The sequence below is a fragment of the Planomonospora corallina genome, assembly GCF_042650625.1.
In the GTDB taxonomy this organism is placed as follows: Bacteria; Actinomycetota; Actinomycetes; order Streptosporangiales; family Streptosporangiaceae; genus Planomonospora_B; species Planomonospora_B corallina.
Genome location: NZ_JBHSBM010000009.1, coordinates 1 through 24,070, shown reverse-complemented (window position 1 = coordinate 24,070; position 24,070 = coordinate 1). Strand labels below are relative to the sequence as shown.

Genomic DNA, 24,070 nt, shown 5'->3' with positions numbered 1-24,070 from the left:
CGCGGCGCCGGACCGGCCGATCAGCTCTCGGGGGCTCCGCCGTACGCGGCGTCGTGCTGCTTGCGGGGCGAGCAGACCGAGGCGGAGGGGCAGGCGCAGCGCCGCCCGCCCTCGTCCAGGCGGACCACGACCGAGTCCGAGGGGACGTTGCGCCCCACCACGGTCCCCGGGCCCTCGGGGGTGTCGACCTTCAGGCCGAGCCGGGGCATCCTGTTGTGCGCCTCGGCGTAGAGCGGGTGCTCGTACTTCAGGCAGCACATCAGCCGCCCGCAGGCGCCGGCGATGCGCATCGGGTTGACCGGCAGGTCCTGGTCCTTGGCCATGCGGACGGAGACCGGCTCGAAGTCCTTGAGGAAGGTCGCGCAGCACAGGTCGCGGCCGCAGGGGCCGATGCCGCCCTGCAGGCGGGCCTCGTCGCGGGGGCCGATCTGGCGCAGCTCCACCCGGGCGCGGAGGTTGCGGGCCAGGTCGCGCACGAGCGCGCGGAAGTCGACGCGTTGGGGCGCGGAGAAGTAGACCGTGTAGACGTCGGTGGAGTCGAGGTAGTCGACGCCGACGATCTTCATCGGCAGCTCGTGCCGCCTGATCAGGCGCTTGGCGACGCTCCGGACCTCGGCGCGGCGCCGCTTGTTGGCCTCGTCGCGGGCGAGGTGCTCCTCGGTGGCGATGCCCTCGCAGACGGGGAGGCCGCCGATCTCCTCGCTCGTCCACTGCGGCGCCCACACGCACTCGGCGACCTCGGGCCCGGCGTCGGTGGGCACGAGCACCTTGTCGCCGACCTTGGGGCTGTGCCCGCCGGGATCGAGGTAGTACAGCCTGCCGTAGCGGGTGAAGCTCACGGCCATGATCATGCCCATGGGACTCCCGGATCCACGCTCGGAGTACGGCTACCGCCCACCCTACGCGCCACCGCCGTCCCGGTGGGATACCCCACGATCCGGGACGGCCCCGGCGAACCGGGCTCCGCCGGGAGGAGGTGCGTCCACACCCTGTGGACGAACCTCCGGACGCAGCAGGCCGCCTCGATCGTCACCCGGCCCGGCACCGGGGGCATGGAGCGCCGTCCGGTCCGGCGCCGGGGCCGTGTCCACATCCTGTGGACACGGCCCCGGGGAATCAACTTCCCGTGATCAGCACTTCCGCTCCTTGAGCAAGCACGGCAGGTCCACGACGTTGGACACACCGGGAAGCCCCTGGACGGCCTCCATCACCACCTGGGAGTCCGCGCTGTTCCTGGTCTTGACGCGGAAGGACTCGGGCAGGTCCTCCACCTGGATCGCCTCCAGCAGCGCCGCTCTGTCCGCGAACTCCGCCCTGAAGCTCGCGTACGCCTCACGCCTGCTCTCGAAGACGACGAGTTCCGCCTCCGGGAGCGCGTCGAGCCTCCGCCGGATCTCCTCCTTCTGCGCCGCCGTCGCCTCCCTGCCCCCGCAGTGCGGGTAGTAGTCGTCCTCCATGCAGAGGAAGACCGACACGTCCGCGCGGTCGGCCCGGCCCGGGGAGGCGCCGGTCATCGCCATGGTGATGACGTGCTCCTTCGACAGTCCGGGCGCGAGCGGTCCGGAGGCCGACCGCACGGCCACCGTGACCGTGAAGGCGGCGGCCACCACCGCGGCGGCCGCGACGGCCGTGGTGAGCAGTCCCGGGAACCGGATTCTGCGACGGGCGGGAACCGTCAGCGGGCGGACCTCCACGGCGGTCCCGGCGGCGGCGGTCAGGGCGTCGCGCAGGCGCTCCCCGGCGACGGAGACGGGGCCGGAGAAACGGACGGTCCCCTCCCCGCGCGGGCGGTTCCTGGCGGTCATGATTCCTCCCCAATTGTGCGGGCGAGCGCGGCCAGGCCGCGGGCGAGGGTGGACCGGGCGGTGCTCGCGCCGATCCCCATGGTCTCGGCGATCTCCAGGTCCGACAGTCCGGCGTAGTAGCGGAGCACCAGCGCCTCCCGCTGCCGCCGGGGCAGACCGCGCAGCGCGACGAGCACCTCCCGGCGCTCCTCGCCGAGCAGCGCGGCGTGCTCGGCCGACCAGACCGGCGGCTCGTACGGCGCGGCCCGCCGGAACCCCACCGCCCGGCGGCGCAGCACGGAGCGGGCCCCGTTCAGCACCGCCGACCGGACGTAGGTCAGCGCCTTGCCCGGATCCCGCAGGCGGCGCCGCCCGGCGTGCGTGCGGGCGAACGCCTCCTGGACGACGTCCTCGGCCGTGGCCTGGTCGCCCACCATCAGCAGCGCCAGCCGTACGAGCCCGAGGTGGTGCTCGGCGAAAAGCCCGGCGATGTCGACGCGCTCCCCGGCCGGGGGATCCCGGTGGGAGAGCAGTTCGATCTCCGGTTCCGGGGACGTCCCCGGCGATGACGACAATGACATGGTCACGCCAGAGAGACGCCGCACCGGCCCGTCTGCTGCTCCGCCCACCGGACTTCCCGGAACTCCCCCGCCTTCCGCGCGCCGCACCACCCGCTCAGCCCACCGGACCGCCCGTCTTCCGGGTGCCGCACCATCCCCTCAGCCCGCGAGTTCGGCGAAGGTCTCCTCCCAGTGGCCGGCGATCGTGGAGATGTCGTAGCCGCGGGCCGTCTCCACGGCGTTGGCGGCCATCCGGAGGCGCCCCTCCTCGTCGTCGATCATCCGCAGCAGCCCCTCGGCGAGGGCGTCGACGTCGTCGGGCGGGACGAGCAGCCCGTCGTGGCCCGACGTGATGATCTCCCTCGGTCCCCGGGGGCAGTCGAAGCTGACCACCGGGACCCCGCACGCGAACGCCTCGATGATGGTCATGCCGAACCCCTCGAACCGGGAGCTGACCGCGTGGATCGAGGCCTTGGCCAGCTCGCCCTCAATGTCGCTCGTCGGGCCCATGAAGGTGACGTTGTTGTGCAGGCGCAGCTTCACGGCCAGCTTGACCAGCTTGTCGCCGACCCGGCCCTCGCCGTAGATGCGCAGCTTCCAGTCCGGCCGGACCTCCGCCACCCGCGCGAACGCTCTCAGCAGCCGGTCGTAGCCCTTGACCGGCACCAGCCTGCCCGCGGCCAGCACGATCCGGTTCTCCTGCCGGGAGCGCGGGCGCGGCCCGGCGGCCAGCCCGTTGCCGATCGTGAACACCCCGGTGCGGGCGCGGCCGAGCATCGCCCGGTAGTCCCGCTCGTCGGCCTCGGTGAGGGTGACGACCGCGTCCAGCTCCGGGTACCACCGCCGGATCTCCTCGAAGATCCCCGGCTTGTGCGCCTCGAAGTGCAGGTGCTCCTGGGCGATCCTGACGACCCTGCGGCGCGCGTACCGGGCGGCCATGATGTTGAGCCCGGCCCGGGTGGTCACCAGCACGTCGGTGCGGAGCCGGCGCAGCTCCCGCCGGAGCACCTCGTCGCTCCAGGCCGAGAAGGAGGCGTGGGCGCGCTCCTCCGGGTGGATGAGCGTGCTGGGCTCCCCGCTGAGCCGCTCGGCCCTCCTGGTGTACGGCCAGCTCACCCTGGTCCCCTCCCGCAGGTCCACCAGCGCGCGGAGCCGGACCCGCGGCCCCAGCGGGAGGAAGGGCTCGTCGGCGTGGCGGAAGACGCTGATCACCTCGACCTCGTGCCGGGCGGAGAGCGCGGTGGCGAGGTCGAGGGTGGCGCGGACCGTCCCGCCCATGCCGTAGGCGTTGAGGATCAGGAAGGAGATCTTCACTCTCCTCCCTCCTCGACCGTGCAGGCGACGGCCAGGCCGTCGGCGTCGGTGAAGTACGGGCGCACCCGCACCCCCTCCACGCGCTGCGCGGGGAAGCGCACCTTGCTCTTCTTTCCCGTGACGTCGTCGAGCCGGGCGGCCAGTGCCAGCCGTACCCCGCCGGCCTGCGCGAACAGGTCCCAGAAGACCCGCCGCCGAGTCTGCCCGGCGGCCATCGGCGCGACCGGGACGGTCCCGGTGAAGCTGCGTCCGGAGAACACGGCGTCACCGCTCGTCTCCGGCCCCTTCCGGGCCGCGGCCACCAGCCGGGCCGGTCCCGCGGGCGGCTCCCCGTAGGCGACCACGCCGCGGACCTCGATCACGCCGTCCCGCGGGTCGACCCGGGTCACCTCGACGTACGGCTCGACCCGGCGCACCATCAGGGCGAGGGTCCCCCGCACCGTACGGAACGCCCGGATCTCCTTCTCGCGCGGCCTGGCGGCGTAGGCGACCATCCCGTCCAGCGAGAAGCCGGGATCGTCGGTGCCCACGGGCGCGCCGTGCTTCCACACCGTCCACATCCCGGGCGCGAGACCGGTCAGATCCACACCCGCGTGCTCCCGCCCGGTCTCCACGTGGCGCAGGACGATCCGCCCGTCGTCCGGCTCCGGCCACCCGATCCTCAGCGTGTCCTCGTCGTCCACCCGGCTCGTGACGGCTCGCCCATCCCCCGGCGTGACCACCTCACGGCGCGTTCCCATGCTGACCAACAGCCCCCTGGCCCTCTCCGCTCATCCCCGTAAGCGCAGGACACACTCTGATTTATAACGAATATGTCGAGTTTCGCTGTGATTCTAACGATCTATCCCGGGGATTTGTGGGCCGTTAACCCGGATTGGTTCTTCTCCCCGCGAAAACCAGGAAAGGGGCCGTCCGATTACGGACGACCCCTTCCCCGGCCTACCGGGCGATACGGGACTACAGGCGGGGGGCGCGCAGGGAGATCGTCATCGCCTCGACGGCCATCTGCGGGTTGACGTTGGAGGCCAGCCGCCGCCGGCACAGCATGATGGCGTCGATCCGGCGCAGGGTGTCCTCCGGCGTGGAGGACCCGGCCAGCTTCTCGAGATCGGCCCGGCGATCGTCGTTGGCGGGCTCCACCGCCGCGCCGAACTGCACCGTCAGCACGTCGCGGTAGAACCCCACCAGATCGAGCAAGGCCGCGTCGATGACGTCGCGCTTGGTCCGGGTGGCCCGGGACTTCTGCCGGTCCTCCAGGTCCTTCAGCGCCCCGGCCCCGCCCCGCACGAGCCCCTTGTTGAGCCCCTTGCCGGTGGAGCCCTCCCCGTAGACCTTGCGCAGCTCGGCGGTCTCCGCCTCGTCCAGCACCGCGGTGACCGCGGCGGCCTCCTCCTCGGCGGTCTTCACCAGCCGCTCGGCGGCCGCCACGCACGCCGCCAGCCCGGTCAGCGAGGCCGGGATGGACAGCACCTCCTCGCGCCGCCTGCGCGCCTCGGCGTCCAGGGCCAGCCTGCGGGCCCGGCCGAGGTGCCCCTGGGCGGCCCGCGCGGCGAAGGCCGCCGTCTCCGGCGGCACGTTCTCCCGGGTGGCCAGCAGGTGGGCCACGGCGGCGGGCGACGGGGTGACGAGCGTGACCGCCCGGCAGCGGGACCTGATGGTGATCATCATGTCGTCGGGGGAGGGCGCGCAGAGCAGCCAGACCGTCCGCGGCGGCGGCTCCTCGATCGCCTTGAGCAGGGCGTTGGAGGCGCCCTCGGTGGCCCGGTCGGCGTCCTCGAACAGCACGACGCGCCAGCCGCCCAGCGTGGGGGCGCCCGCCGCGCGGAGGATGAGCTGCCGGGTGTCCTTGACGCCGTACGACAGCCCCTGCGGGCGGACGGTCTCCAGATCCGGGTGGGACCCGATCGCCACCTGGTGGCACACGTCGCAGTGGCCGCACCCCTGGTCGGGGCAGAACAGCGCGGCGGCGAAGGCCCGTGCCGCCTCCTCCCGGCCCGACCCGGGCGGCCCGGTGAACAGCCAGGCGTGGGTCATCCCCGCCCCGCGCCCCCCGGCGAGGATCTCGGCCCCGGCCGCGGCGGCGCGGCGGAGCGTCTCCACCGAGCGCTCCTGCCCCACGAGGTCATCGAAGACTGCCACGCCGTCAAACCTACCGCCGGTGGGAACGGCCGCGGGAACAAGCGGGGCGACGGCAGGGGGCCGGTCGGGGAGGGACCGGTCGGGGAGGGACCGGCCGGGGAGGGACCGGCCGGGGAACGGCGGCGGATCAGTCGCGGATGGCCGGCATGGTGCCGGTGACGTCCTCGGCCTCCCGTGGCACCGGGTCGGGCAACACCTCGCGCACCCGGTCCTGGATGAGCCGGGAGATCTCCCCCTGCGCCAGCGTCCCGTCGACGACGAAATAGCGGCCGGGGTCGGCGGCGGCCAGCGCGCGGAACTCGCGGCGCACCCGCTCGTGGAACTCCTGCGGCTCGGACTCGATCCGGTCGGCGGCCCCGCCCAGCCGGGTCAGGCCGATCGCCGGCGGGGTGTCGATGAGCACGGTCAGATCGGGCGCGAGACCGCCGGTGGCCCACGCGTTGACCTCCGCCACCTCCGCGCGGTCCAGGGCCCGGCCCGCCCCCTGGTAGGCCAGCGAGGAGTCGACGTAGCGGTCGGAGACCACCATCGCGCCCCTCCGGAGCGCCGGCCGGATGACCTTCTCCACGTGCTCGGCCCGGTCGGCCGCGTACATCAGCGCCTCGGCCCGGGGCGACAGCCCCTGGTGCACCGCGTCCAGCAGGATCGCCCGCAGCCGCATGCCGACCTTGGTCGAGCCCGGCTCCCGCGTCTGCACCACGTCGAAGCCCTGGTCGCGGAGCCAGATGGCCAGCAGCCGCGACTGGGTGGTCTTGCCCGAGCCCTCGCCGCCCTCGAACGCGATGAACATCCCGCGCGGCTCCTCGGCGTCCTCCGATCCGGGCCGCCGCCCGCGCACCGCCGCGGCCAGGTCCGTGAGGACCGGGACGCCCCCGCGGTCGTCCACCCGCCGCAGCGAGACCAGGCCGGCGCCCGCCACGAGCAGCCCGCAGGCCAGCAGCACCAGGTTGGAGCCGTCGAACCGGTAGATCCGCTCGCCGCCGACCACGACCCGGTGCTCGCCGTACAGACCGGCCAGGACCGGCGCGACCGCGACGGCCAGGAGCAGGGTGATCCGGGCCGACGAGCGCAGGAAGGCGGACGCGCGGCCGCGCAGGCGGTCCTCGGCCTCCAGTCCGATCATGCTGTGGCCGATGCTCCAGGCGAGTCCCGCGCACACGCCCAGCAGCGCGGTCAGCATGACCACGACGGCCAGATCGTGCACGAGCGCGACCGCGGCGAGCACCGGCCCGGCCACGACGATCGAGAGCCCGAACAGCCTCCGCCGCGAGAGCCCCCGCAGCAGCCTCGGCTCGAAGAACATGCCGGCCGCCGTACCTGCGGAGACCGCCCCGAACACCATTCCGTAGGCCGCGTCGCCACCGCCCAGCGCCCCCACGTAGATCTTGGCCACGCCGACCACCGCGCCCCCGGCGGCGAAGGCGCAGAGCATGCCGGCGACCAGTGCCCGGACCAGCCGGTCGCCGCCGGCGAACCGCCGGCCCTCGGCGACCTGCCGGAGCACCGACGGGACCGGGACCGCGCCGGTGCGGCCGCGGGGGATGTCCCGGAGCGTGAGGACGAGGACCGCCGAGGCGAGGTAGGCCAGGGCGTTGACGGTCAGCGCGAGGTAGGTGTCGCGCTCGGCGAGGTACGGCGCGAGACCGGCCAGGGCGTCCCCGGTGACCGACAGCACCGCGAACAGCAGCGCGGCGACCGGGGCGGTGCCGTACGTGACCAGCAGGCCGAGCCGGTCGGCCTCCTCCAGCCGCTCCCTCGGCACCAGGCCGGGCACCGTGGCGTCCTTGGCCGGGACCCAGAGGAGGCGGGCGCACTCGATCAGGAAGGCGGCGGTGATCAGCCATCCGTAGCCGGCGTCCGCCAGCGGGATCGAGATCACCAGGGCGAAGCGCGCCAGGTCGGCGGCGGCCATCGTCAGCCGCCGGTCGAACCGGTCCGCGAGCGTCCCGGCGAGCGGCCCGAGCAGGACGTCCGGGAGCAGCTTCACGACGAAGACGCCGCCGATGGCCAGGCCCTGCGCCACGTGCCCCGACTCCGCGGTGAGGTTGCCCGCCAGCGCGGTGAGCGCCAGGAGGTTCAGCCAGTCTCCGAGGCCGCACACCGACACGGCGGTCCACAGCCTGCGGAAGGGCGGGTTGGCCAGCACGTGGGGGGGCTTGCGGCGCGCGGTGCTCCGGCCAGGGGAGGTCATGACGTCAGGGTATCCGTGTGCTCGTCGGGCGGGGGAAACATGAGCCGGACGGATATACCGGCCGACTCCTCGCATGAGGAGGGTAGTACGCCCATCCCGCCCGTCACAGACGCCACGTCCGCCTCACCGGTCTCGATCGATCACACAGGCGGCCCCGCCTCACCGGTCCCGGGTACGGCGGGCCTCCCCGGGTACGGCGGGCCTCCCCGGGTACGGCGGGACCTCTCCCGGTACGGCAGGCCTCTCCCGGTGCGGCGGGCCCGCCGGCGCGTCAGGCGCGCAGCTCGAGCAGAGTGATCTCGGGAGGCGCGCCGACCCGGACCGGCGGACCCCAGAACCCCGCGCCCCGGGTGACGTACACCTGGGTGCCGTCGACCTCGCCGAGCCCCGCGACGACCGGCTGCTGCAGCGGCACCGCGAGGTTGAACGGGACCATCTGGCCGCCGTGGGTGTGCCCGGACAACTGCAGGTCGACGCCGTACTCGGCGGCCCGCGCGGCCTGAACCGGCTGGTGGGCGAGAAGGACCACCGACCGGGAGCGGTCCCGGCCGCCGAGCGCCCGCTCGAAGTCCGGCCCCCCGCCGGCCCCGGCGGTGTCCGGGGTGCCCACCGGCCCGGAGCCGGGCCCGCCGGTCGCCCCGGCCAGGTCGTCGACCCCTGCCAGGTCGAGCACCGCCCCGGCGTGCGCGATCTCGACCCGCTCGTTCCGCAGCGGTCGCACGCCCAGCTCGCGCAGCTCCTCCAGCCACTCGCCGGGGCCGTTGGCCGTGTAGTACTCGTGGTTGCCGGTGACGAAGTAGGAGCCGTAGCGGGACTCGAGGTCCGCCAGCGGGCGGGCGAGGTGGCCCAGCTCGGCCACCGTGCCGTCCACCAGGTCGCCGACGACCGCGACCACGTCGGCCCGGAGAGAGTTGATCATCCGGACGATGCGCTCCGAGTGCCCCATCCCGGTGAGCGGGCCGAGGTGGATGTCGCTGACCACCGCGAACCTGAGCCCGGACAGGCGCGGGTCCAGCCGGGGGAGCCGCACCTTCACGGACTCGACCACCGGGTCGCCCAGCGCGGTCCGCACGCCGTACCCGACCGTGGACAGCGCGCCCACCCCCGCGACGGCGGCGGCCGCGCGGGCAATGAAGAGCCTGCGGCCGATGGCCTCACCGGCCCCGCCCCGCGAGCCGGGGTCCTCCGCCCCGCCCTCCGCCCGGCCCGCCACCGCGGCACCGTACGCTCCGGCGGCGTCCGTCCCGGTCGTGTCCGCGGCGGTCCCCGTCCCGGGCTCCTCCGCCGCTCCGCCGGGCAGCGGCCGGGCGGCCTCCTGGGCGGGTCCCGCGCTCCGCGCCCTGTCCCCCGTCCCGGCGCGGACCGGCTCCCCGGCCGACCTTCCGGCCGGCTCCCCGGCCGGTTCCCCCGCCGCCGGGTCCGGGCCCTCCACCCGGCGGGCCCGGCGGTCCGCAGGGCGCCGGGCGAGCGCCTCCTCGGAGCTCCGCCGCTCCCGGCTGCGCAGCACGAGCAGGGCCAGCGCCCGGGGAACCTCCAGGACCACCAGGAAGATCAGCAGGTAGAACATCACCGCGAGCCAGAAGAACCCGGGCCAGGCCAGGAAATGGCCCCACCCGCTCCGGGAGCCGGTCATCGCCAGCGGGACGAGCACGCCCGCGGCGACCAGGAGCCAGGTCAGCACCCTGCGGGTCCGGCCGGGGAGCGTGGTCGCCCGCACCAGGCGGTGCCAGAGGTAGTAGTGGACCGCCACCACCACCCCGAAGACCATCGCCACGAACCCCATGACCCATCCCTCGTCTCTCGCCCGCCGTGCCCGCCTGTCCCGGCGGAACGCCGACCATACCCGGCATGTCCTGGTGAAACGTCCAGCGCGCCGCGGCGGGCACACCCGGCGCGGACGGCGCGCTCTGCAGAACGCCCGCGGCGGCCGAGGCGTTCCCGCCGGGCTGAGAGGGCTCTCAGGCACCCGGGCCGGATCCGGTACCGGCCCGGAACGGCCGGACCCCCGCCCCGGGCAGGGCAGGGGTCCGATCAGGCTCTTCAGGCCACGGCTCAGGCCGTTCGCGTCCGGGCCACGGCTCAGGCCGTCCGCGTCCGGGCCGCGGCCGTCCCGGTCAGGTCTTGGCCTTCGCCTTGGTGGTGCGGGTGGTGCGCTTGGGCGCCGGCCCCCGGGCACGCCGGTCGGCCAGCAGCTCGGCGGCCCGCTCGGTGGTGATCTGCTCGACGCTGTCGTCCTTGCGCAGGGAGGCGTTGGTCTCGCCGTCGGTCACGTACGGCCCGAACCTGCCCTCCTTGACCACGATCGGCTTGCCGGAGACCGGGTCGTCGCCCAGCTCGCGCAGGGGCGGCGCGGCGGCCCGGCGGCCCCGGGTCTTGGGCTGCGCGAACAGCTCCCTGGCCTGCTCGATCGTGACCGTGAACAGGTCCTCCTCCGAGGTCAGCGAGCGCGACTCGGTGCCCTTCTTGAGGTAGGGACCGAACTTGCCGTTGTGCGCCTTGACCTCGACGCCGTCGATCTCGCCCACGAGCCTGGGCAGCGAGAGCAGCCGCAGCGCGTCCTCGAGCGTGATCGTGTCCAGCGTCATCGTCTTGAACAGCGACTCGATCCGCGGTTTGGGCGCGTCGGCCTTCTTCGTGCGCTTCTTCGCGCTCTCGGCCGGAGCCGGCTCCTCGGGGAGGATCTCCGTGACGTAGGGCCCGTACCGGCCGTCCTTGGCCACGATCATGTGCCCGGTGGCCGGGTCGTGGCCCAGCTCGCGCTCCCCGCTCGGCCGGGAGAACAGCTCCTCGGCCTTCTCGGCGGTGAGCTCGTCGGGGGCCATGTCCTCGGGGATGTTCACCCGGGCGCCGTCGCGGTCCAGGTAAGGGCCGTAGCGGCCCACCCGGATCATGATGTCGGTGCCCTTGATCGGGAACGAGCTGATCTCCTTGGCGTCGATCTCGCCGAGGTCGGTGACCAGCTCCTTCAGCCCCTCCTCCTCGCCTCCGTCGCCGAAGTAGAAGCGGCGCAGCTCCGGCACCCGCTCCGCCCGGTCGTTGGCGATGTCGTCGAGGACCTTCTCCAGCTCGGCGGTGAAGTCGTAGTCGACGAGGTGGCCGAAGTGCCGCTCCAGCAGGTTGACCACCGCGAACGCCAGGAAGGACGGGACCAGCGCGGTGCCCTTCTTGAACACGTAGCCGCGGTCGAGGATCGTCCCGATGATCGACGCGTAGGTCGACGGCCGGCCGATCTCCCGCTCCTCCAGCTCCTTGATGAGCGAGGCCTCGGTGTAGCGCGCGGGCGGCTTGGTGGCGTGCCCCAGCGTGGCGAGCTCGCTCGCGGTGAGCCGGTCGCCCTCGGTCAGGCTGGGCAGGCGCTTCTCGGCGTCGTCGCGGTCGGTCGCCGGGTCGTCGGCGCCCTCGACGTAGGCCTTGAGGAAGCCGTGGAAGGTGATCGTCCGGCCCGAGGCGCTGAACTCGACCCGCTCGCCCGCGCTGGAGGCGCCGCCCACCTTGACGGTGACCGACTCGCCGACCGCGTCCTTCATCTGGGAGGCCACGGTCCGCTGCCAGATCAGCTCGTACAGCCGGAACATGTCGCCGGTCAGGCCCGTCTCGCCCGGCGTGCGGAACTCCTCGCCGGAGGGGCGGATCGCCTCGTGCGCCTCCTGGGCGTTCTTCACCTTGCTGGCGTAGACGCGCGGCCTGTCCGGCACGTACGCGGCGCCGTACAGCTTGATGGCCTGGCTGCGGGCGGCGGCCACCGCGGTCTCCGACAGCGTGATGCTGTCGGTCCGCATGTAGGTGATGAAGCCGTTCTCGTACAGCCGCTGGGCGATCTGCATGGTGGTCTTCGCCGAGAAGCCGAGCTTCCGGCTGGCCTCCTGCTGCAGCGTCGTCGTCCGGAACGGCGCGTACGGCTTGCGGGTGTACGGCCTGCGCTCGACGGAGGCGACCGTGTAGGCCGTGCCGGCCAGCCGTCCGGCCAGTGCCCGGGCGGCCTCCTCGTCCAGGTGGAGCACGTCGGCGGTCTTCAGCGTGCCGCTGCTCGCGAAGTCGCGGCCCTGGGCGACCCGCCGGCCGTCCACCCCGGTCAGCGTGGCGGTGAAGTCGCGAGGGCTCTCGTCGCGGCCGGTGTCGAAGCGCGCCTGCAGGTCCCAGTAGCTCGCGCTGGTGAACGCCAGGCGCTCGCGCTCGCGCTCCACGACCAGCCGGGTCGCCACGGACTGCACCCGGCCCGCCGACAGCCGCGGCTTGACCTTCTTCCACAGCACGGGGCTGACCTCGTAGCCGTAGAGGCGGTCGAGGATGCGCCGGGTCTCCTGGGCGTCGACCAGGCGCATGTCCAGCTCGCGCGGGTTGGCCACCGCCTCCTGGATCGCCCGGGGGGTGATCTCGTGGAAGACCATGCGGTGCACCGGGACCTTGGGCTTGAGCACCTCGCGCAGGTGCCAGGCGATCGCCTCGCCCTCGCGGTCCTCGTCGGTCGCCAGGTAGAGCTCGTCGGCCTCCTTCAGCAGCTGCTTGAGTTTGCTGACCTGGGCCTTCTTGTCGGCGTTGACGACGTAGAGTGGTTCGAACCCGTGGTCGACGTTGACGCCGAGGCGGGCCCACGGCTTGCCCTTGTCCTTCTCGGGGATGTCGTCGGCCTTCTGAGGGAGGTCGCGAATATGCCCGATGCTGGACTCCACGACGTAGCCGCGGCCGAGGTACCCGGCGATGGTCTTCGCCTTGGAAGGCGACTCGACGATCACCAGGCGGGTTCCGCCGGCGTTGCCGTTCTTGGCTGGCACGCTGCTTCCTACCTCGCTGTTCACATTCGTTCCCCGTTGTCCCCCTCGAGCTACCCGATCCTGGTCGGGGGCACTCTCGAGGGGAGCCGTAAGGACGCAGAATAAATCCCGATGAGCACCGACGTCCCCCAGCCCACCTTTCGGAGACTAACCGCTGTGCTGGACTACTCCTACTTGGTTCTTCATCTTCCGCGTGGCACCTCCCGGAACGCGGCCCGCCAGATCCTGACCGAGCACGCAGAATACGGCGGCTGGGAACTCGACCGCCTGCGACTGTATCCCGACGGCCGCCGGGACGTCCGACTGCGCCGGAAGATCATACGTGCGACCAAGACGATGTGACCCGGGACATGTCTGTCCGGAACCGGCCATGGACCGTCCTGTGAGCCGCCGCCGCGGATGATCCGGACATGGCTTTGCCCGTCCCGGGCCACGCCCCCGGAACGGGCAAAGCGTCTGCGTCCCTCCCGGCGGGCCGGGAGGCCGCCCCGCGCCGGACGGCAGGGCGAGCGGTACGGTGGCCGCCCGTCCCGTCCGGCGCGGAGACTGGTCGTCAGGCCGCCTCGGCGGGGAGGCCGGCCCGGTGGAGCGCCGCTCCTCAGCCGTGGTGCCGGCCGGTGCGGACGCGGCGGGTGAGCGAGAACAGCGTGGCGGAGGCCGCCGCCATCCCGCCGAGCACCAGGGCCAGCAGCGAGCCGGAGGTCATCCCGGTCACGCCCGCGGGCCGGGCGGCGCTCATCAGGCCGATGTCACCGACGGGCACGGCCTTGGTCAGGTCGGCCGTGGAGGGGAGCGAGGAGCCGGGACGGCCGGGCGCCTCGGAGAGGCCGGGCACGCCGGCGGCGGCCGGAGCCGCGGACTGGCGGTCGGCGCCCTGGCCGTTGTTCAGCGACGGGACGACGGGCAGCGCCGGAAGCAGGCCGGCGGAGTGCTTGCCGTGGGGCTTGCCCGGCTTGTGGTGGCCCTTGCCATGGTCCGGGCCGCCGACGTTGGCGCCGCCGAGGCAGCCCGCGGCGGCGTCGCCCAGGACGGCCACCGCGTTGCCGCAGACGTTGACCACCGCGGTGATCGGCGCGACGACCTGGTTGCCGCTGAGGATCGAGCCGTTGCCGCTGGTGCGGTTGCCGCCCGCGCCGCCCTTGCCCGACTGCTTGACGGAGGCGCCGCCCTTGCAGCCGGCGAACGCCCCGCCCAGGACCGCCCCGACGGAGTTGCCGCAGACGTTGACCGGAGCCGTGATCGGCGCCACGACCTGGTTGCCCCCGAGGATGGAGCCGTTGCCGCTGGTGCGGTTGCCGCCCGCGCCGGAGCCTCCGCCGTGCCCGTTGTGGTAGGCGTGGCCGGGCTTCTTGCCGCCGTCGGTGACCTCGGCGCCGCCCTTGCAGCCGGCGAACGCCCCGCCCAGGACCGCCCCGACGGAGTTGCCGCAGACGTTGACCGGAGCCGTGATCGGCGCCACGACCTGGTTGCCGCCGAGGATGGAGCCGTTGCCGCTGGTGCGGTTGCCGCCCGCGCCGCCCTGGCCCGACTGCTTGACGGAGGCGCCGCCCTTGCAGCCCGCCTTGGCGCCGCCGATGACGGCCACCGCGTTGCCGCAGACGTTGACCGGAGCCGTGATCGGCGCCACGACCTGGTTGCCGCCGAGGATGGAGCCGTCGCCGCTGGTGCGGTTGCCGCCCGCGCCGCCCTGGCCCGACTGCTGGACGGAGGCGCCGCCCTCGGAGTGGGCCGCCGACTTGCCGATGACGGAGACGGCGTTGCCGCTGATGTCGATCGGCAGGGTGATCGGGATGCTGAGCTGGTTGCCGCCGAGGATCGAGCCGTTGCCCGAGGTGTCGTCGGCGTAGGCCGTGCCGCTGCCGAGGGACAGGGCGCCCAGCGCGAGAAGGGCCGCCGGGCTGGTCCTCTTAACCCACGTACGCATGCTTGTAGCTCCTTGAGGTGTTCATATCGGGGGTACCTGACATCCCGTGCACGGCATGCGGAGACAGACGCGGTTCCGGTGGGAATCGCACAGCGGACGCCCACGCAGCCGTCACGAGAATTGGAATCGCTCATCACCCGTTGCGCGGAACGGCTCCCCGTCCGGGGGACCAAGGCGCGTTCCGCGTGACCGGCACGTCCGTCTGGAGAAGCGAGGCCGGTCCACAAGGCGGGATCAGTCGGGAGAGAAAGAAGGATCGTCCGCCGCTGTGCGGACCACGGGAGGAAGCACGCACGCGAGCGGTGCGCGCTGCGCCCGCAGGCGCGGGTCGAAGACGAACCGCGCGATGTCTCCCACGCCCGGCCCGAAGAAGCCGGACCCACCGCTGCTCTGGGGCACGAACCCGTTCGCGCCGGCGCTGTGGTCAACGGTGGAGTGCGCCGGGTGACCCGGCGTCGACTGGCTGGTGAGCCCGTCGACACCTCGCCCGGCCATTGCTTCGGCGTTTCCTGTCGCCGACAGATGACCGCTTTCCGTGGGGAAGTCACCGGCCTGGAGGGCCGGCCCGGAAGCGGCCACACCGAGGGCACCTGAGCTCACCGCCTCTGACAGCACCTCGGTCACCGAGGCGCTGTCCGCGGCCGCCGGGGCGGCACCGAGGAGCCCGAAGACGATCGCGAACAGCCATCCGGCGGCGAGCAGACCACCCACCGCGGCGAACCGCCTGACGACCGACCGGGCGCCCAGCGCGAACCGAGCCGCCCGGGAATCCCGGGCGGCGGTCGCGTCATCGGAGGAAGGACGCACGGGCACGCACGGGACGACGGGCGGGAGAACCTCCCGCTGACCGTCCGGCGTGCGCGCCACGTGACCTCCCCAGCTCCTGGCAAGGCTGCGCGAACACAGCCCCCCTCAACGGAGAGTCACGCTAGCACTACGTCGAGTCAGTGCAATGGCTTTTCGGAGAACGTCTCAGCAGTTCTCCAGGAAACGGTCAAGGACCCGCACGCCGAACCGGAGCGAATCGGTCGGTACCCGCTCGTCCACCCCATGGAACATCCCGGAGAAGTCCAGGTCGGCCGGGAGCCGGAGCGGCGCGAACCCGAAGCCCCGCATGCCCAGCCGGCTGAACGCCTTCAGGTCGGTGCCGCCCGACAGCGTGTACGGCACCGCCAGCGCCCCCGGGTCCTCCGCGGCCAGCGCGTCGGCCATCGCGCGCACCAGGGGGCCGTCGAACCCCGTCTCGAGCGCGATGTCGTGGTAGACGAACTCCCTGGTCACGTTGGGGCCGAGCAGCTCGTCGATGGTGGCGAAGAACTCCTCCTCGTGCCCGGGCAGGAAGCGGCCGTCCACGTGCGCGACCGCGCTCTGCGGGATGACGTTGGCCTTGTATCCGCCGGCCAGCATGGTCGGGTTGGCGGTGTTGCGGAGGGTGGCGCCGATCATCCGGGCCAGCGGCCCGAGCTTGGCCACGGTCGCCTCGGCGTCGTCGGCGTCGAGCTCCAGCTCCAGCGCCTCGGAGACCTCGGCCAGGAACGTCTTGACGGTCTGCGTCAGCCGCACCGGCCACTGGTACCGCCCGATCCGGGCCACCGCGTCGGCCAGCTCGGTGATGGCGTTCTCGTCGTTGAGCATGGAGCCGTGCCCGGCACGGCCCTTGGCGGTCAGGCGCATCCAGGCGATGCCCTTCTCCGCCGTCTCGATGAGATAGAGCCGGCGGGCCTCGTCGAGGGAGACGCTGAACCCGCCGACCTCGCCGATCGCCTCGGTGCAGCCCTCGAACAGGTCCGCGTGCTTCTCGGTCAGCCACTGCGCGCCGTACGAGCCGCCGGCCTCCTCGTCGGCGGTGAAGGCCAGCACGACGTCCCGCGGCGGGCGGCGGCCCTCGCTGAGCCGCTGCCGGACGACCGCCAGGATCATCGCGTCCATGTCCTTCATGTCGACCGCGCCGCGCCCCCAGACGCAGCCGTCCGCGATCTCCCCGCTGAGCGGGTGGTGGGTCCAGTCGTCGGCGTTGAAGGGGACGACGTCGAGGTGCCCGTGGAGCAGCAGCGCCTCGCGAGAGGGGTCCTCTCCGGCGATGCGGGCGACGACGTTCGCCCGGCGGCTGTCGGACTCCAGGATCCGCGGCTCCAGCCCGACCTCGGCCAGCTTCTCCGCGACGTACTCGGCGGCGGCCCGCTCACCCGGCCCCGTGTTGTCGCCGGCGTTGGTCGAGTCGATCCGGATCAGGTCGCGGCACAGCTCGACGACCTCGTCCTCCCCATTGAGCGCGGTCATGTCGACTCCTTCGGTTCAGTACGGCTTGCGCTCCCCATCCTGCCGCCGGTCGGACACCGACCGGTATCCCCCTCGGACCTCGGCGGTCGCCGATATGACGCACGCTCGAAGGTTTGCTAACCTAGGTCCGCCGACGAGGGATGACGGTCCCACGTGCAGGCACCACGTCCGGGTGGCGGAATGGCAGACGCGCTAGCTTGAGGTGCTAGTGCCCTTTGCGGGGCGTGGGGGTTCAAGTCCCCCCTCGGACACATCTTCACCGGTTGAAGAGCTCGCTCTCCGGAGCGGGCTCTTCTGCGTTGTACCGGCCTGTCGCGCGGGTCCCTGTCCCGCACGCGGTGGTCCGCGGAGCGTTCGTGCTCGTGATCCGCTGAAACAGGATCCCCGCGGCAGCCCGGTGCGCGTTCAGACGTGACCGGCCTCGCGTTCGGCGGTGTCCATGTCGTCGTCGGTGAAGGTCCTCATGCCCGCGATGAGGAGGAGGACCAGCACGGCCATGGTGGCGAACACCGCGCGGAGCCCGAAGACCGAGGCCAGCAGGCCGCCGGCCGCGGCACCCAGCGGGCGGGTGCCCCAGGCGACGAGCCGGTAGCCGCTGTTGAGCCGGCCGAGCAGCCGGTCGGGGGTGATCCGCTGCCGCAGGGAGACCGTGACCACGTTCCACAGGACGATCCCGACGCCTCCGATGAAGAATCCCGCACCGATCGGGAGAGGGTGAGTCGTCGCCGCCGGCACGCCGACCAGCAGTGCACCGCATGCGAAGGCCGTCACCAGGGAGCGCGCCCGGCCGAGCAGTCGCTCGATCCGTTCGGCGGCCAGCGATCCGCACAGGCTCCCGGCGGCGATGGCGGTCAGCAGCAGGCCGAAGGCAGGCTCCGGCAGCCCCATCGGGGACCCCGGCCCGACCGCGTACAGGACGAAGACGGCCAGTACCGCGTTGGTGGCGAAGTTGAACACGCCGACCATGACCGCGAGGGTGCGCAGCAACCTGTGGCGCCACAGGAAACGCAGCCCTTCGGCGATGTCGGCGCGCAGGCTGGTGCCTCCCTCCCGGTCGATCCGGAACGACCCGCGCACCAGCAGGAGGGCGGCCACCGCGAGGATCCACATGATCGCGGGAGCGGTGAAGGCGACGGCGACGCCCGCGGCCATGAGGAGACCCGCGAGAGGCGGGCCGATGAACTCGTTCGCGGTCAGCTCGGCCGCGTACAGCCGTCCGTTGGCGCGTGACAGCCGGTCGCGGTGCACGATCTGGGGAAGGATCGACTGCGCTGCGGTGTCGTAGATCGTTTCTGCGGTGCCGAGGCAGAACGCGACGGCGTACAGCGCCCAGATCGAACCGGTGCCGAGCACGACGAGCAGCACGAGCCCGGCGAGCAGCGCGACGCGCGCCGCGTTGGCGGCGAGCATCACCTTCCGGCGGTCGAGCCGGTCGGCCATGGCGCCGGCGTGCAGCGCGAACAGCAGCCAGGGAATCGTCAGCGCGATGGTCAGACCCGCGATCAGCGCAGGAGAGCGGGTGACCTGCACGGCCATCAGCGGCAGCGCGATGCGGACGATGCCGTCGGCGAGGTTGGACAGGCCGCTGGACGCCCACAGCCTCCAGTAGCAGGCGCCCAGGGATGATCGTCGTGTTGGAGAGGCGTGCGCGCGAGTGGAGTCCATCATGAATGGAGCTTCTTCCATCGATGGATAAAAATCAATCGATGTATTCCAGTCCACGAGTAGATACGATGACGGCCGTGGGCGAACAGGTCGGCGCGGGACAGGAACAGCAGCCGGACGACTCTCCGCGAGTGCAACACAGACGTCGCGCGGCGACGGTCCGCGAGGCCAAGGCCCTGGCCCACCCCCTGCGCGTGCGCATCCTGCGCCTGTGCGCGCAGCAGGAGCTGACGAACAAACAACTCGCCGACCGGATCGGCCGCGATCCGGGTACGGTGCTCTACCACGTGCGGCAACTTGCCGAGGCGGGATTCCTGGAGTCGGCGCCGATCCGCACCGGCGCCGGCGGCGCGCTGGAGAAGCCCTACCGGTCGACCGGGCTGTCATGGTGGCTGAGCACCCCGGTGGATGCCGCAGACCCACAGGCCGCACTCGCTCCGATCGAGGCGTTCCAGCACGAGCTTCGCGAGGCGGGCCCGGAGTCCGTCCAGACGTTCGCCCGGTTCATGCTGCACCTGTCACCCGAGGACGCCACTGCGCTGGAACGGCGCATCCTCGCGATCCTCGACGAGTACATCGCCACGGACGGCGAACGCCTCGGCGAACCGGCCTACGGCGGCATCGTCGTCCTCCACCGGCTCGCTGCCCAGTGAGAACTCAGGCGGGGCCTCGTCCTCCGTCGCAGCTCCACCAAGCATCCTGATCCATCACATTTCTTTCAAAAACAAGCTTATTTTTGAAATAAGACGAGCTACGATGAGCGCATGGCAGTTCCCGATGAGCAGGCCCGCCTCGTAGTGGAGGATCTTGCCGACCTGCTCTCCCTCGCCCAGCACCGGGCTTCGGACCGTGCCCTCCATGCCGCCGTCCGGCGTATGACCCAGCGGCACGACCAGGGACCGCACCCCTCCGCGGTCCGCCTGGCGACAGCGGCCGAACTCCTCGGCGTGACCCTCCCCACCGTCCGCGCGTGGATTCGCCACGGCGTCCTGGAAGCGGTGCCCGGGCGGGGTGTCGCTCGGGTCTCCGCCACCTCGCTGGCCAGAGCGCTGGTCGTGCTGCGCGAAATGGAGGAGGGCGAGGCCGGCCGCCGCCGCCTGGCGAGAGTCATCGACGCCCTCCGTGATCGGGACCTCCTGCAGCGAGCTCAGGACACCATGTCCGGCACCACTGATTTCGTGGAGTACTCCGAGGACGACTTGGAGGAGTTGCTCCGCTGATGAGCCGACGCGCTCGCCGTGCCGGAGAAGGCTCCCGACCGGCCCGGTTCCGCATCATCGTGGCCAAGCACGTCGACGTCGTCGTACGGGACGCCCGGACACCACGACGTGTCAGGGAGTCCTTCGTGCACGTCCATCGCGACGCGGCGCAACGGGGATGCGCGGCCGCGCACTACCGCTTGTCCGGCCCGGGAAACTGGCCGCGGTTCTGCGTCGTCCGGCTCCCCGAGAACTGGAGGCTGGTGATGGCCTTCCCCGAGGTCGACACCATCGCCTTCCTCATCCTGAACAGACACGATAACCGCACTGATCCGTACGCCTTCCTCGAAGAGGCATTCGGCCTGCCGGACCGGTCCGGGCACGGCGCGGGCCGTACCCAGCCGAAGCCTTCCTGCTGCAACGACACCGATGAACCACCGCTCGCCGAGGATGCGGAACTCATGGCGGCGATCGATCAGATCGTCCGCCGCGCCCGATGAAGCGAGCCGAGCCGTCCCGGCCGGATCAGAGACCGCGGCATCCGGAAAGCGGACGATGATCGGGACCAACGCCGCGCGTCTCTCGTCCACGAGGGAGAGGCCGGCGGAGACGACCGGGGCGTAGTGATCGGGTACGAGACCCCCCTCGGACACATCTTCACCGATTGAAGAGCTCGCTCTCCGGAGCGGGCTCTTCTGCGTTGTACCGGCCTGTCGCGCGGACAGGTCCACCGCTGCGGGGACGGGGGACCTTCGGCCCTCCCCGCGACGGGCGGGCGGCGGCACGGTTGAGTCATGACGATTCTGCGCAGCGAGCCCCGTCCGACCCGCCGGCGGCAGGACCACGAAGAGAAGACCACCGCCCCGGTCGCTCCGGTCGCGCTGCTCGCGGTGCGGGAGGCCCTGCACGAGGCGTTCGCCCATGCGGTGGACGACGTGCGCCTGGCGGAGGTCGACGGCACGGTGCACGTCTACGTGTCCGTCGCCCCTGCCCCCTCCGCAGCCCCGGAACGCATCCGCGCCGCCGCCCGTGAGGCGTACCGCCGGGCCGTTCGCGGCGGACCCGGTGCCGTGGCCCATGTCGCCGTCGCCGGGAGGGGCCGCGCGGACTGCTGAGGGTACCGGGCACCCGGATCTCCGGTCGTCACGCCGTTGACGGCGCCGCCCGCCGCTCGGCTCCCGTTCCCGCCTGACCTCCTGATCCGACGCCGCCTCCGCGGGTGGCGCTGCCCCCGTGAGCGGCCGGCCTGGGCGGGACCCGCCTGTGCGGGCCCGGCACCGGTCGCGACCGCCAGCGTCAGTCCGGAGGGCGTCGAGGGGATCGGGCACCACGACCGGGATGCGGCGCCGGGTCATGGCCCTGTACCGGAGATAGCCGGGGTGGCGGGTGCTCATCATCCGCCACAGGCGCTCGTACTCCTCGCCCACGGCCTCGCTCGCGCGCACCTTCAGCGCGGTGGGCCCGTCCGGGCCGCCCACCTCCATGTCCGCCACGGGGTGGTGGCGGAGGTTGAGCCATCAGGCGGGAGTGGCGTCGTCGCCGCCGTTCGAGGCGATCATGACGAACCGGCGGCCGTCCCTGCCGTACCCGATCGGTCGTGTCCGGGGCAGGCCGCTCCTCCGCCCCGTGGTGGTGAGGAGCAGGACGGGGATGCCCCGTACGGCGGCGGGCTTGCGCCCGCCGGTCCTGCCTGTCGCACACCCACCGCATGAGCGCGACGAGGAAGCGGGATCGTCTTGCCCCGTTCCCTCAGCTCCAGAAGTAGAACTCGTCGACCGAGCCCGGCATGCGTGCCCGGGCCGCGGCCAGCTCGTCCCCGCGTCCGGCAGCATCGCGGCCCAGTAGCGGGCGTTGAGCGCCAGGCAGAGCAGGGCGGGATCGCCGAGGTCGCGGGCGACCGCCAGGGCGGCGCCGCGCGTGGCCGCCACCCGTACGACGTCCCCGGCGCTCGCCTGCGCGGAGACCGGAAGGCACAGCAGATCCAGCCGGACGTCGTCCGGGGGGCTCGGTCCCCAGGTCGAGGACCTGCAGCGCGCCCTCGAGCAGGGTCACCGCCTCCCGGTGGGCGTAGAGGCCGGACGCCCGGGCCGCCGCCCTGCGCGCGTACCCGGCGGCCTCACGGGCCGTGGCCGCCGTGGCGGCGGCCAGCGCGTGGTGGCCGAGCGCGCCGGCGTCCCCCGGCCGCGTGCGCTCCAGGGCGGCCAGGACCTTCCCGTGCAGCCTCGTACGGCGGAGCCGGGCGATGTCCTCGTAGAGGGCCTCGCGGACCAGGACGTGGGTGAAGCGGACCCTGCCCGGCCCCGGCTCGGTGAGCAGTCCGGCGACCACCCCTGCCTCCAGGCCGTCGAGCACGGTCTCCTCGTCGGCGTCCTGCATCTCGATCAGCACGTCGACGTCGGCGTCCCGGCCCATGACCGCCGCGTTGCGCAGCGTCGTGCGGGCCGCCGCGGGCAGGCGGGCGATCCTCCTGCGGATGAGGTCGCGCACCCCGGGCGGGAGCGAACGGGCCGCCGACACCCCCTCGACGGCCAGCAGCCGGGCCGTCTCGGTCACGAACAGCGGATTGCCGCCGGTCCGTTCGGCGACCGTGCGGACGGTCTCCCGGTCGGCGTCCACCCCGGAACGTTCCAGCAGCAGGCGGCGGACGTCGTCCTCACCGAGTCCCTGGAGGGTCACGTGCTCGGCCGTCCGCACCGCGAGGGCGGCCCCGGTCGCCGACAGGTCGTCACCGCTCTCGGAGGGCCGGTGGGTCAGCACCACCAGGACCGGGGTGGCGGACAGCCTGCCCGCCAGACGGCGCAGCAGGGACTCGGCCGGCGTGCTCTTGCCCGCTCCGGGATCCCCTCCGAGCCAGGCCACCCGGAATCCGCCTTCCGCCTGCCCGGCGGCTGAGACCAGGCGGGCGAGCTCCGCCGTACGGCGGATCATCCGGGCCGGCGCGGCGGATGGCGGGGCGGACGGCGGGGGGACGGTGCGGCGCTGGGGCGAGCGGGAGCGGAGACGGCCCTGGACGCGTCGAGCGCGGCGCTGTGGTTGAGGATGTCGGCCTCGAGCGTGCGCAGGGCGGGTCCCGGATCCACGCCCAGTTCGTCGGCGAGGGCCTCACGGGTCCGGCGCAGCGCCGCCAGCGCCTCCGCCTGCCGTCCTGACCGGTAGTGGGCCAGCGCGAGCAGGCGGACGGCGTTCTCGCGGAGCGGGTGGGCGACGAGCCCTTCGGCCGCGTCCCGTGAGCCGATCGGATCCGCGTCACCGGTGGATCACCGGCTTCTGTTCCTTCCCCGGGAACACCATGATCAGGAGCTGGACGGTGCCGTCCGGCACCCGGATGCTCAGCCACCAGCCGGCGAAGGCCGCGCCGACCAGCGGCGCGGAGCCGAACCACAGCAGCGGGAGCGCCCTGACCGGAGCGAGGAGGCCACGGATCTCGTCATTGATCGCGTAGCCGGTGCACCATCCCGACGACATCCACAGGAACGACCGCTCTCCGCCGCCCCAGCCCAGGAGCCCGCTCATCCAGGAGAACAGCGCCGGGGCCGGCGCCACCACCAGAGCCGCCGCCCACAGGAACAAAGATCGCCGAGACACGGAAGCGAAGAATATGCCTGTCGATCCGTGAAAGGCGGCCGGTCGCTCCGGCGTCCGTGCGGGGTCTCCACCGGCGACGCCCCTCGCCCGGCCTGCGTGTCACCGAGCGGCGACGACCATCCGGCCGATCACCCGGCCGATCACCCGGCCGATCACCCGGAGAAGGGCAGGGCCGCGCGGCCCGTCTCCTCCCGGCCGCGGCACCGGACCCCGTTCCCCGCGAGAGAGGCTCCGTCCTCTTCCGTGGTCCGGCCGCGAGTCCCGGTCCCCGGCCCCGCACGGGAGAGGACGTTCGTTCTCCATCTAGGGGGAAGAGGGACTTCAGAGTCTGAAAAATCTCAATTTCCTCTCGATCTCCGGGGAACCGTTATGGAGAAGGACGGAGGAAATCGAAGGCCTCGAGGTCCGGCACGACCGGACCGCGATCGCGAGATCGGGGTACGGTGGCCGCACCGCTTCTGGTAGCTCCTCTTACCGGAGAGGACTCCGCAGGTCATCACATCCGATCCCGCGGAGTTGAAGAACTTTCGTGAACCGCTAAGGTACGCCTCACCACAACATATCTGGAGCATGACATGGCTAAGAAGGTCGTGGAGACTTTCGTCGACGACCTCGACGGCGGCGAGGCGTCGGGCACCGTCTCCTTCGCCCTCGAAG

At 72.6% G+C, this 24,070-nt stretch carries 22 protein-coding genes, 1 tRNA gene and 1 pseudogene; 7 read left to right on the top strand and 17 right to left on the bottom strand.

The annotated features are described in order from the left end of the window. Nucleotides 1-20 precede the first annotated feature (20 nt). The 9 genes from ACFOWE_RS02995 to topA form a co-directional block, all read right to left on the bottom strand. Nucleotides 21-857 carry a PSP1 domain-containing protein gene (locus ACFOWE_RS02995; RefSeq protein ID WP_377285196.1) on the bottom strand — a complete coding sequence of 279 codons (837 nt, stop codon included), beginning with the start codon at nucleotides 855-857 and terminating at the stop codon, nucleotides 21-23. Between the two features lie 273 nt (nucleotides 858-1,130). Next, complete coding sequence (locus ACFOWE_RS02990; RefSeq protein ID WP_377285195.1) at nucleotides 1,131-1,805, bottom strand: permease-like cell division protein FtsX; 675 nt, start codon at nucleotides 1,803-1,805, stop codon at nucleotides 1,131-1,133. Next, nucleotides 1,802-2,365, bottom strand: coding sequence for a SigE family RNA polymerase sigma factor (locus ACFOWE_RS02985; protein ID WP_377285194.1), 564 nt, complete (start codon nucleotides 2,363-2,365; stop codon nucleotides 1,802-1,804). The genes ACFOWE_RS02990 and ACFOWE_RS02985 overlap by 4 nt, the downstream gene beginning before the upstream one ends. A 138-nt stretch (nucleotides 2,366-2,503) precedes the next feature. Continuing rightward, nucleotides 2,504-3,658 (bottom strand): glycosyltransferase family 4 protein, encoded by a 1,155-nt coding sequence (locus tag ACFOWE_RS02980; protein WP_377285193.1) that lies wholly within the window; start codon nucleotides 3,656-3,658, stop codon nucleotides 2,504-2,506. Next, a complete protein-coding gene (locus ACFOWE_RS02975; RefSeq protein WP_377285192.1) occupies nucleotides 3,655-4,398 on the bottom strand; it encodes a hypothetical protein in 744 nt (247 codons plus the stop codon). The genes ACFOWE_RS02980 and ACFOWE_RS02975 overlap by 4 nt, the downstream gene beginning before the upstream one ends. A 217-nt stretch (nucleotides 4,399-4,615) precedes the next feature. After that, on the bottom strand, nucleotides 4,616-5,797 hold the full coding sequence (locus tag ACFOWE_RS02970) for a DNA polymerase III subunit delta' (RefSeq protein ID WP_377285191.1): 1,182 nt from the start codon (nucleotides 5,795-5,797) through the stop codon (nucleotides 4,616-4,618). Between the two features lie 127 nt (nucleotides 5,798-5,924). Next, nucleotides 5,925-7,988, bottom strand: coding sequence for a dTMP kinase (gene tmk / locus ACFOWE_RS02965; protein WP_377285190.1), 2,064 nt, complete (start codon nucleotides 7,986-7,988; stop codon nucleotides 5,925-5,927). 271 nt (nucleotides 7,989-8,259) lie between these two features. Next, the gene (locus ACFOWE_RS02960; protein WP_377285189.1) at nucleotides 8,260-9,771 is read right to left on the bottom strand and encodes a metallophosphoesterase; all 1,512 of its coding nucleotides are present in this window, start codon (nucleotides 9,769-9,771) and stop codon (nucleotides 8,260-8,262) included. Nucleotides 9,772-10,102: 331 nt separating this feature from the next. Continuing rightward, nucleotides 10,103-12,760: a type I DNA topoisomerase gene (gene topA, locus ACFOWE_RS02955; protein WP_377285188.1), complete on the bottom strand. Its 2,658-nt coding sequence runs from the start codon at nucleotides 12,758-12,760 to the stop codon at nucleotides 10,103-10,105. 156 nt (nucleotides 12,761-12,916) lie between these two features. Here topA and ACFOWE_RS02950 point away from each other — a divergent pair, with 156 nt between their 5' ends. After that, nucleotides 12,917-13,102 (top strand): DUF5703 family protein, encoded by a 186-nt coding sequence (locus tag ACFOWE_RS02950; RefSeq protein WP_344858943.1) that lies wholly within the window; start codon nucleotides 12,917-12,919, stop codon nucleotides 13,100-13,102. A 256-nt stretch (nucleotides 13,103-13,358) separates the two neighbouring features. Here ACFOWE_RS02950 and ACFOWE_RS02945 read toward each other — a convergent pair whose 3' ends face one another. The 3 genes from ACFOWE_RS02945 to ACFOWE_RS02935 form a co-directional block, all read right to left on the bottom strand. Continuing rightward, entirely contained in the window at nucleotides 13,359-14,684 is a 1,326-nt protein-coding gene (locus ACFOWE_RS02945; protein WP_377285186.1) for a chaplin family protein, read from the bottom strand. A gap of 234 nt (nucleotides 14,685-14,918) precedes the next feature. After that, nucleotides 14,919-15,551: a hypothetical protein gene (locus ACFOWE_RS02940; protein WP_377285185.1), complete on the bottom strand. Its 633-nt coding sequence runs from the start codon at nucleotides 15,549-15,551 to the stop codon at nucleotides 14,919-14,921. 105 nt (nucleotides 15,552-15,656) lie between these two features. Beyond that, a complete protein-coding gene (locus ACFOWE_RS02935) occupies nucleotides 15,657-16,964 on the bottom strand; it encodes a M20/M25/M40 family metallo-hydrolase (RefSeq protein WP_377285184.1) in 1,308 nt (435 codons plus the stop codon). Nucleotides 16,965-17,130: 166 nt separating this feature from the next. Here ACFOWE_RS02935 and ACFOWE_RS02930 point away from each other — a divergent pair. Next, a tRNA-Leu gene (locus ACFOWE_RS02930) sits at nucleotides 17,131-17,215 on the top strand. A 154-nt stretch (nucleotides 17,216-17,369) separates the two neighbouring features. On the opposite strand, the gene ACFOWE_RS02925 is transcribed toward ACFOWE_RS02930, so the two are convergent. Next, a complete protein-coding gene (locus ACFOWE_RS02925) occupies nucleotides 17,370-18,632 on the bottom strand; it encodes an MFS transporter (RefSeq protein WP_377285183.1) in 1,263 nt (420 codons plus the stop codon). Nucleotides 18,633-18,706: 74 nt separating this feature from the next. Between ACFOWE_RS02925 and ACFOWE_RS02920 the strand changes: the two genes are divergently transcribed. The 4 genes from ACFOWE_RS02920 to ACFOWE_RS02905 all read left to right on the top strand — a co-directional run bounded on the left by ACFOWE_RS02920 (nucleotide 18,707) and on the right by ACFOWE_RS02905 (nucleotide 20,943). Then, nucleotides 18,707-19,282: an ArsR/SmtB family transcription factor gene (locus tag ACFOWE_RS02920; protein ID WP_377285182.1), complete on the top strand. Its 576-nt coding sequence runs from the start codon at nucleotides 18,707-18,709 to the stop codon at nucleotides 19,280-19,282. A gap of 111 nt (nucleotides 19,283-19,393) precedes the next feature. Further along, nucleotides 19,394-19,849, top strand: coding sequence for a hypothetical protein (locus ACFOWE_RS02915; RefSeq protein WP_377285181.1), 456 nt, complete (start codon nucleotides 19,394-19,396; stop codon nucleotides 19,847-19,849). Nucleotides 19,850-19,974: 125 nt separating this feature from the next. Next, the gene (locus ACFOWE_RS02910; protein WP_377285337.1) at nucleotides 19,975-20,328 is read left to right on the top strand and encodes a hypothetical protein; all 354 of its coding nucleotides are present in this window, start codon (nucleotides 19,975-19,977) and stop codon (nucleotides 20,326-20,328) included. A 294-nt stretch (nucleotides 20,329-20,622) separates the two neighbouring features. Continuing rightward, complete coding sequence (locus ACFOWE_RS02905) at nucleotides 20,623-20,943, top strand: hypothetical protein (RefSeq protein WP_377285336.1); 321 nt, start codon at nucleotides 20,623-20,625, stop codon at nucleotides 20,941-20,943. 219 nt (nucleotides 20,944-21,162) lie between these two features. On the opposite strand, the pseudogene ACFOWE_RS02900 reads toward ACFOWE_RS02905, so the two are convergent. The 4 genes and pseudogenes from ACFOWE_RS02900 to ACFOWE_RS02885 all read right to left on the bottom strand — a co-directional run. Then, a pseudogene (locus ACFOWE_RS02900) lies at nucleotides 21,163-21,660 on the bottom strand (nitroreductase/quinone reductase family protein); the annotation flags it as partial. Further along, entirely contained in the window at nucleotides 21,578-22,687 is a 1,110-nt protein-coding gene (locus ACFOWE_RS02895; protein ID WP_377285180.1) for a hypothetical protein, read from the bottom strand. The gene ACFOWE_RS02895 and the pseudogene ACFOWE_RS02900, both read right to left, overlap by 83 nt. Before the next feature lie 65 nt (nucleotides 22,688-22,752). Further along, nucleotides 22,753-23,064: an AfsR/SARP family transcriptional regulator gene (locus ACFOWE_RS02890; protein ID WP_377285327.1), complete on the bottom strand. Its 312-nt coding sequence runs from the start codon at nucleotides 23,062-23,064 to the stop codon at nucleotides 22,753-22,755. A gap of 10 nt (nucleotides 23,065-23,074) precedes the next feature. Continuing rightward, nucleotides 23,075-23,413 carry a hypothetical protein gene (locus tag ACFOWE_RS02885; RefSeq protein WP_377285179.1) on the bottom strand — a complete coding sequence of 113 codons (339 nt, stop codon included), beginning with the start codon at nucleotides 23,411-23,413 and terminating at the stop codon, nucleotides 23,075-23,077. 575 nt (nucleotides 23,414-23,988) lie between these two features. On the opposite strand from ACFOWE_RS02885, the gene ACFOWE_RS33865 reads away from it, so the two are divergent. Beyond that, on the top strand, nucleotides 23,989-24,070 hold an 82-nt coding region (locus tag ACFOWE_RS33865), incomplete at its 3' end, for an Lsr2 dimerization domain-containing protein (protein ID WP_449301198.1).

Excerpts from the sequence above, each read along its gene's own strand:
- ACFOWE_RS02960 (WP_377285189.1), bottom strand. The coding sequence starts at position 9,771 with ATGGGGTTCGTGGCGATGGTCTTCGGGGTGGTGGTGGCGGTCCACTAC.
- ACFOWE_RS02915 (WP_377285181.1), top strand. The coding sequence starts at position 19,394 with ATGGCAGTTCCCGATGAGCAGGCCCGCCTCGTAGTGGAGGATCTTGCC.
- ACFOWE_RS02925 (WP_377285183.1), bottom strand. The coding sequence starts at position 18,632 with ATGATGGACTCCACTCGCGCGCACGCCTCTCCAACACGACGATCATCC.
- ACFOWE_RS02990 (WP_377285195.1), bottom strand. The coding sequence starts at position 1,805 with ATGACCGCCAGGAACCGCCCGCGCGGGGAGGGGACCGTCCGTTTCTCC.
- ACFOWE_RS02905 (WP_377285336.1), top strand. The coding sequence starts at position 20,623 with ATGACGATTCTGCGCAGCGAGCCCCGTCCGACCCGCCGGCGGCAGGAC.
- ACFOWE_RS02975 (WP_377285192.1), bottom strand. The coding sequence starts at position 4,398 with ATGGGAACGCGCCGTGAGGTGGTCACGCCGGGGGATGGGCGAGCCGTC.
- ACFOWE_RS02995 (WP_377285196.1), bottom strand. The coding sequence starts at position 857 with ATGGGCATGATCATGGCCGTGAGCTTCACCCGCTACGGCAGGCTGTAC.
- ACFOWE_RS02945 (WP_377285186.1), bottom strand. The coding sequence starts at position 14,684 with ATGCGTACGTGGGTTAAGAGGACCAGCCCGGCGGCCCTTCTCGCGCTG.
- tmk (WP_377285190.1), bottom strand. The coding sequence starts at position 7,988 with ATGACCTCCCCTGGCCGGAGCACCGCGCGCCGCAAGCCCCCCCACGTG.
- ACFOWE_RS02985 (WP_377285194.1), bottom strand. The coding sequence starts at position 2,365 with ATGTCATTGTCGTCATCGCCGGGGACGTCCCCGGAACCGGAGATCGAA.
- ACFOWE_RS02935 (WP_377285184.1), bottom strand. The coding sequence starts at position 16,964 with ATGACCGCGCTCAATGGGGAGGACGAGGTCGTCGAGCTGTGCCGCGAC.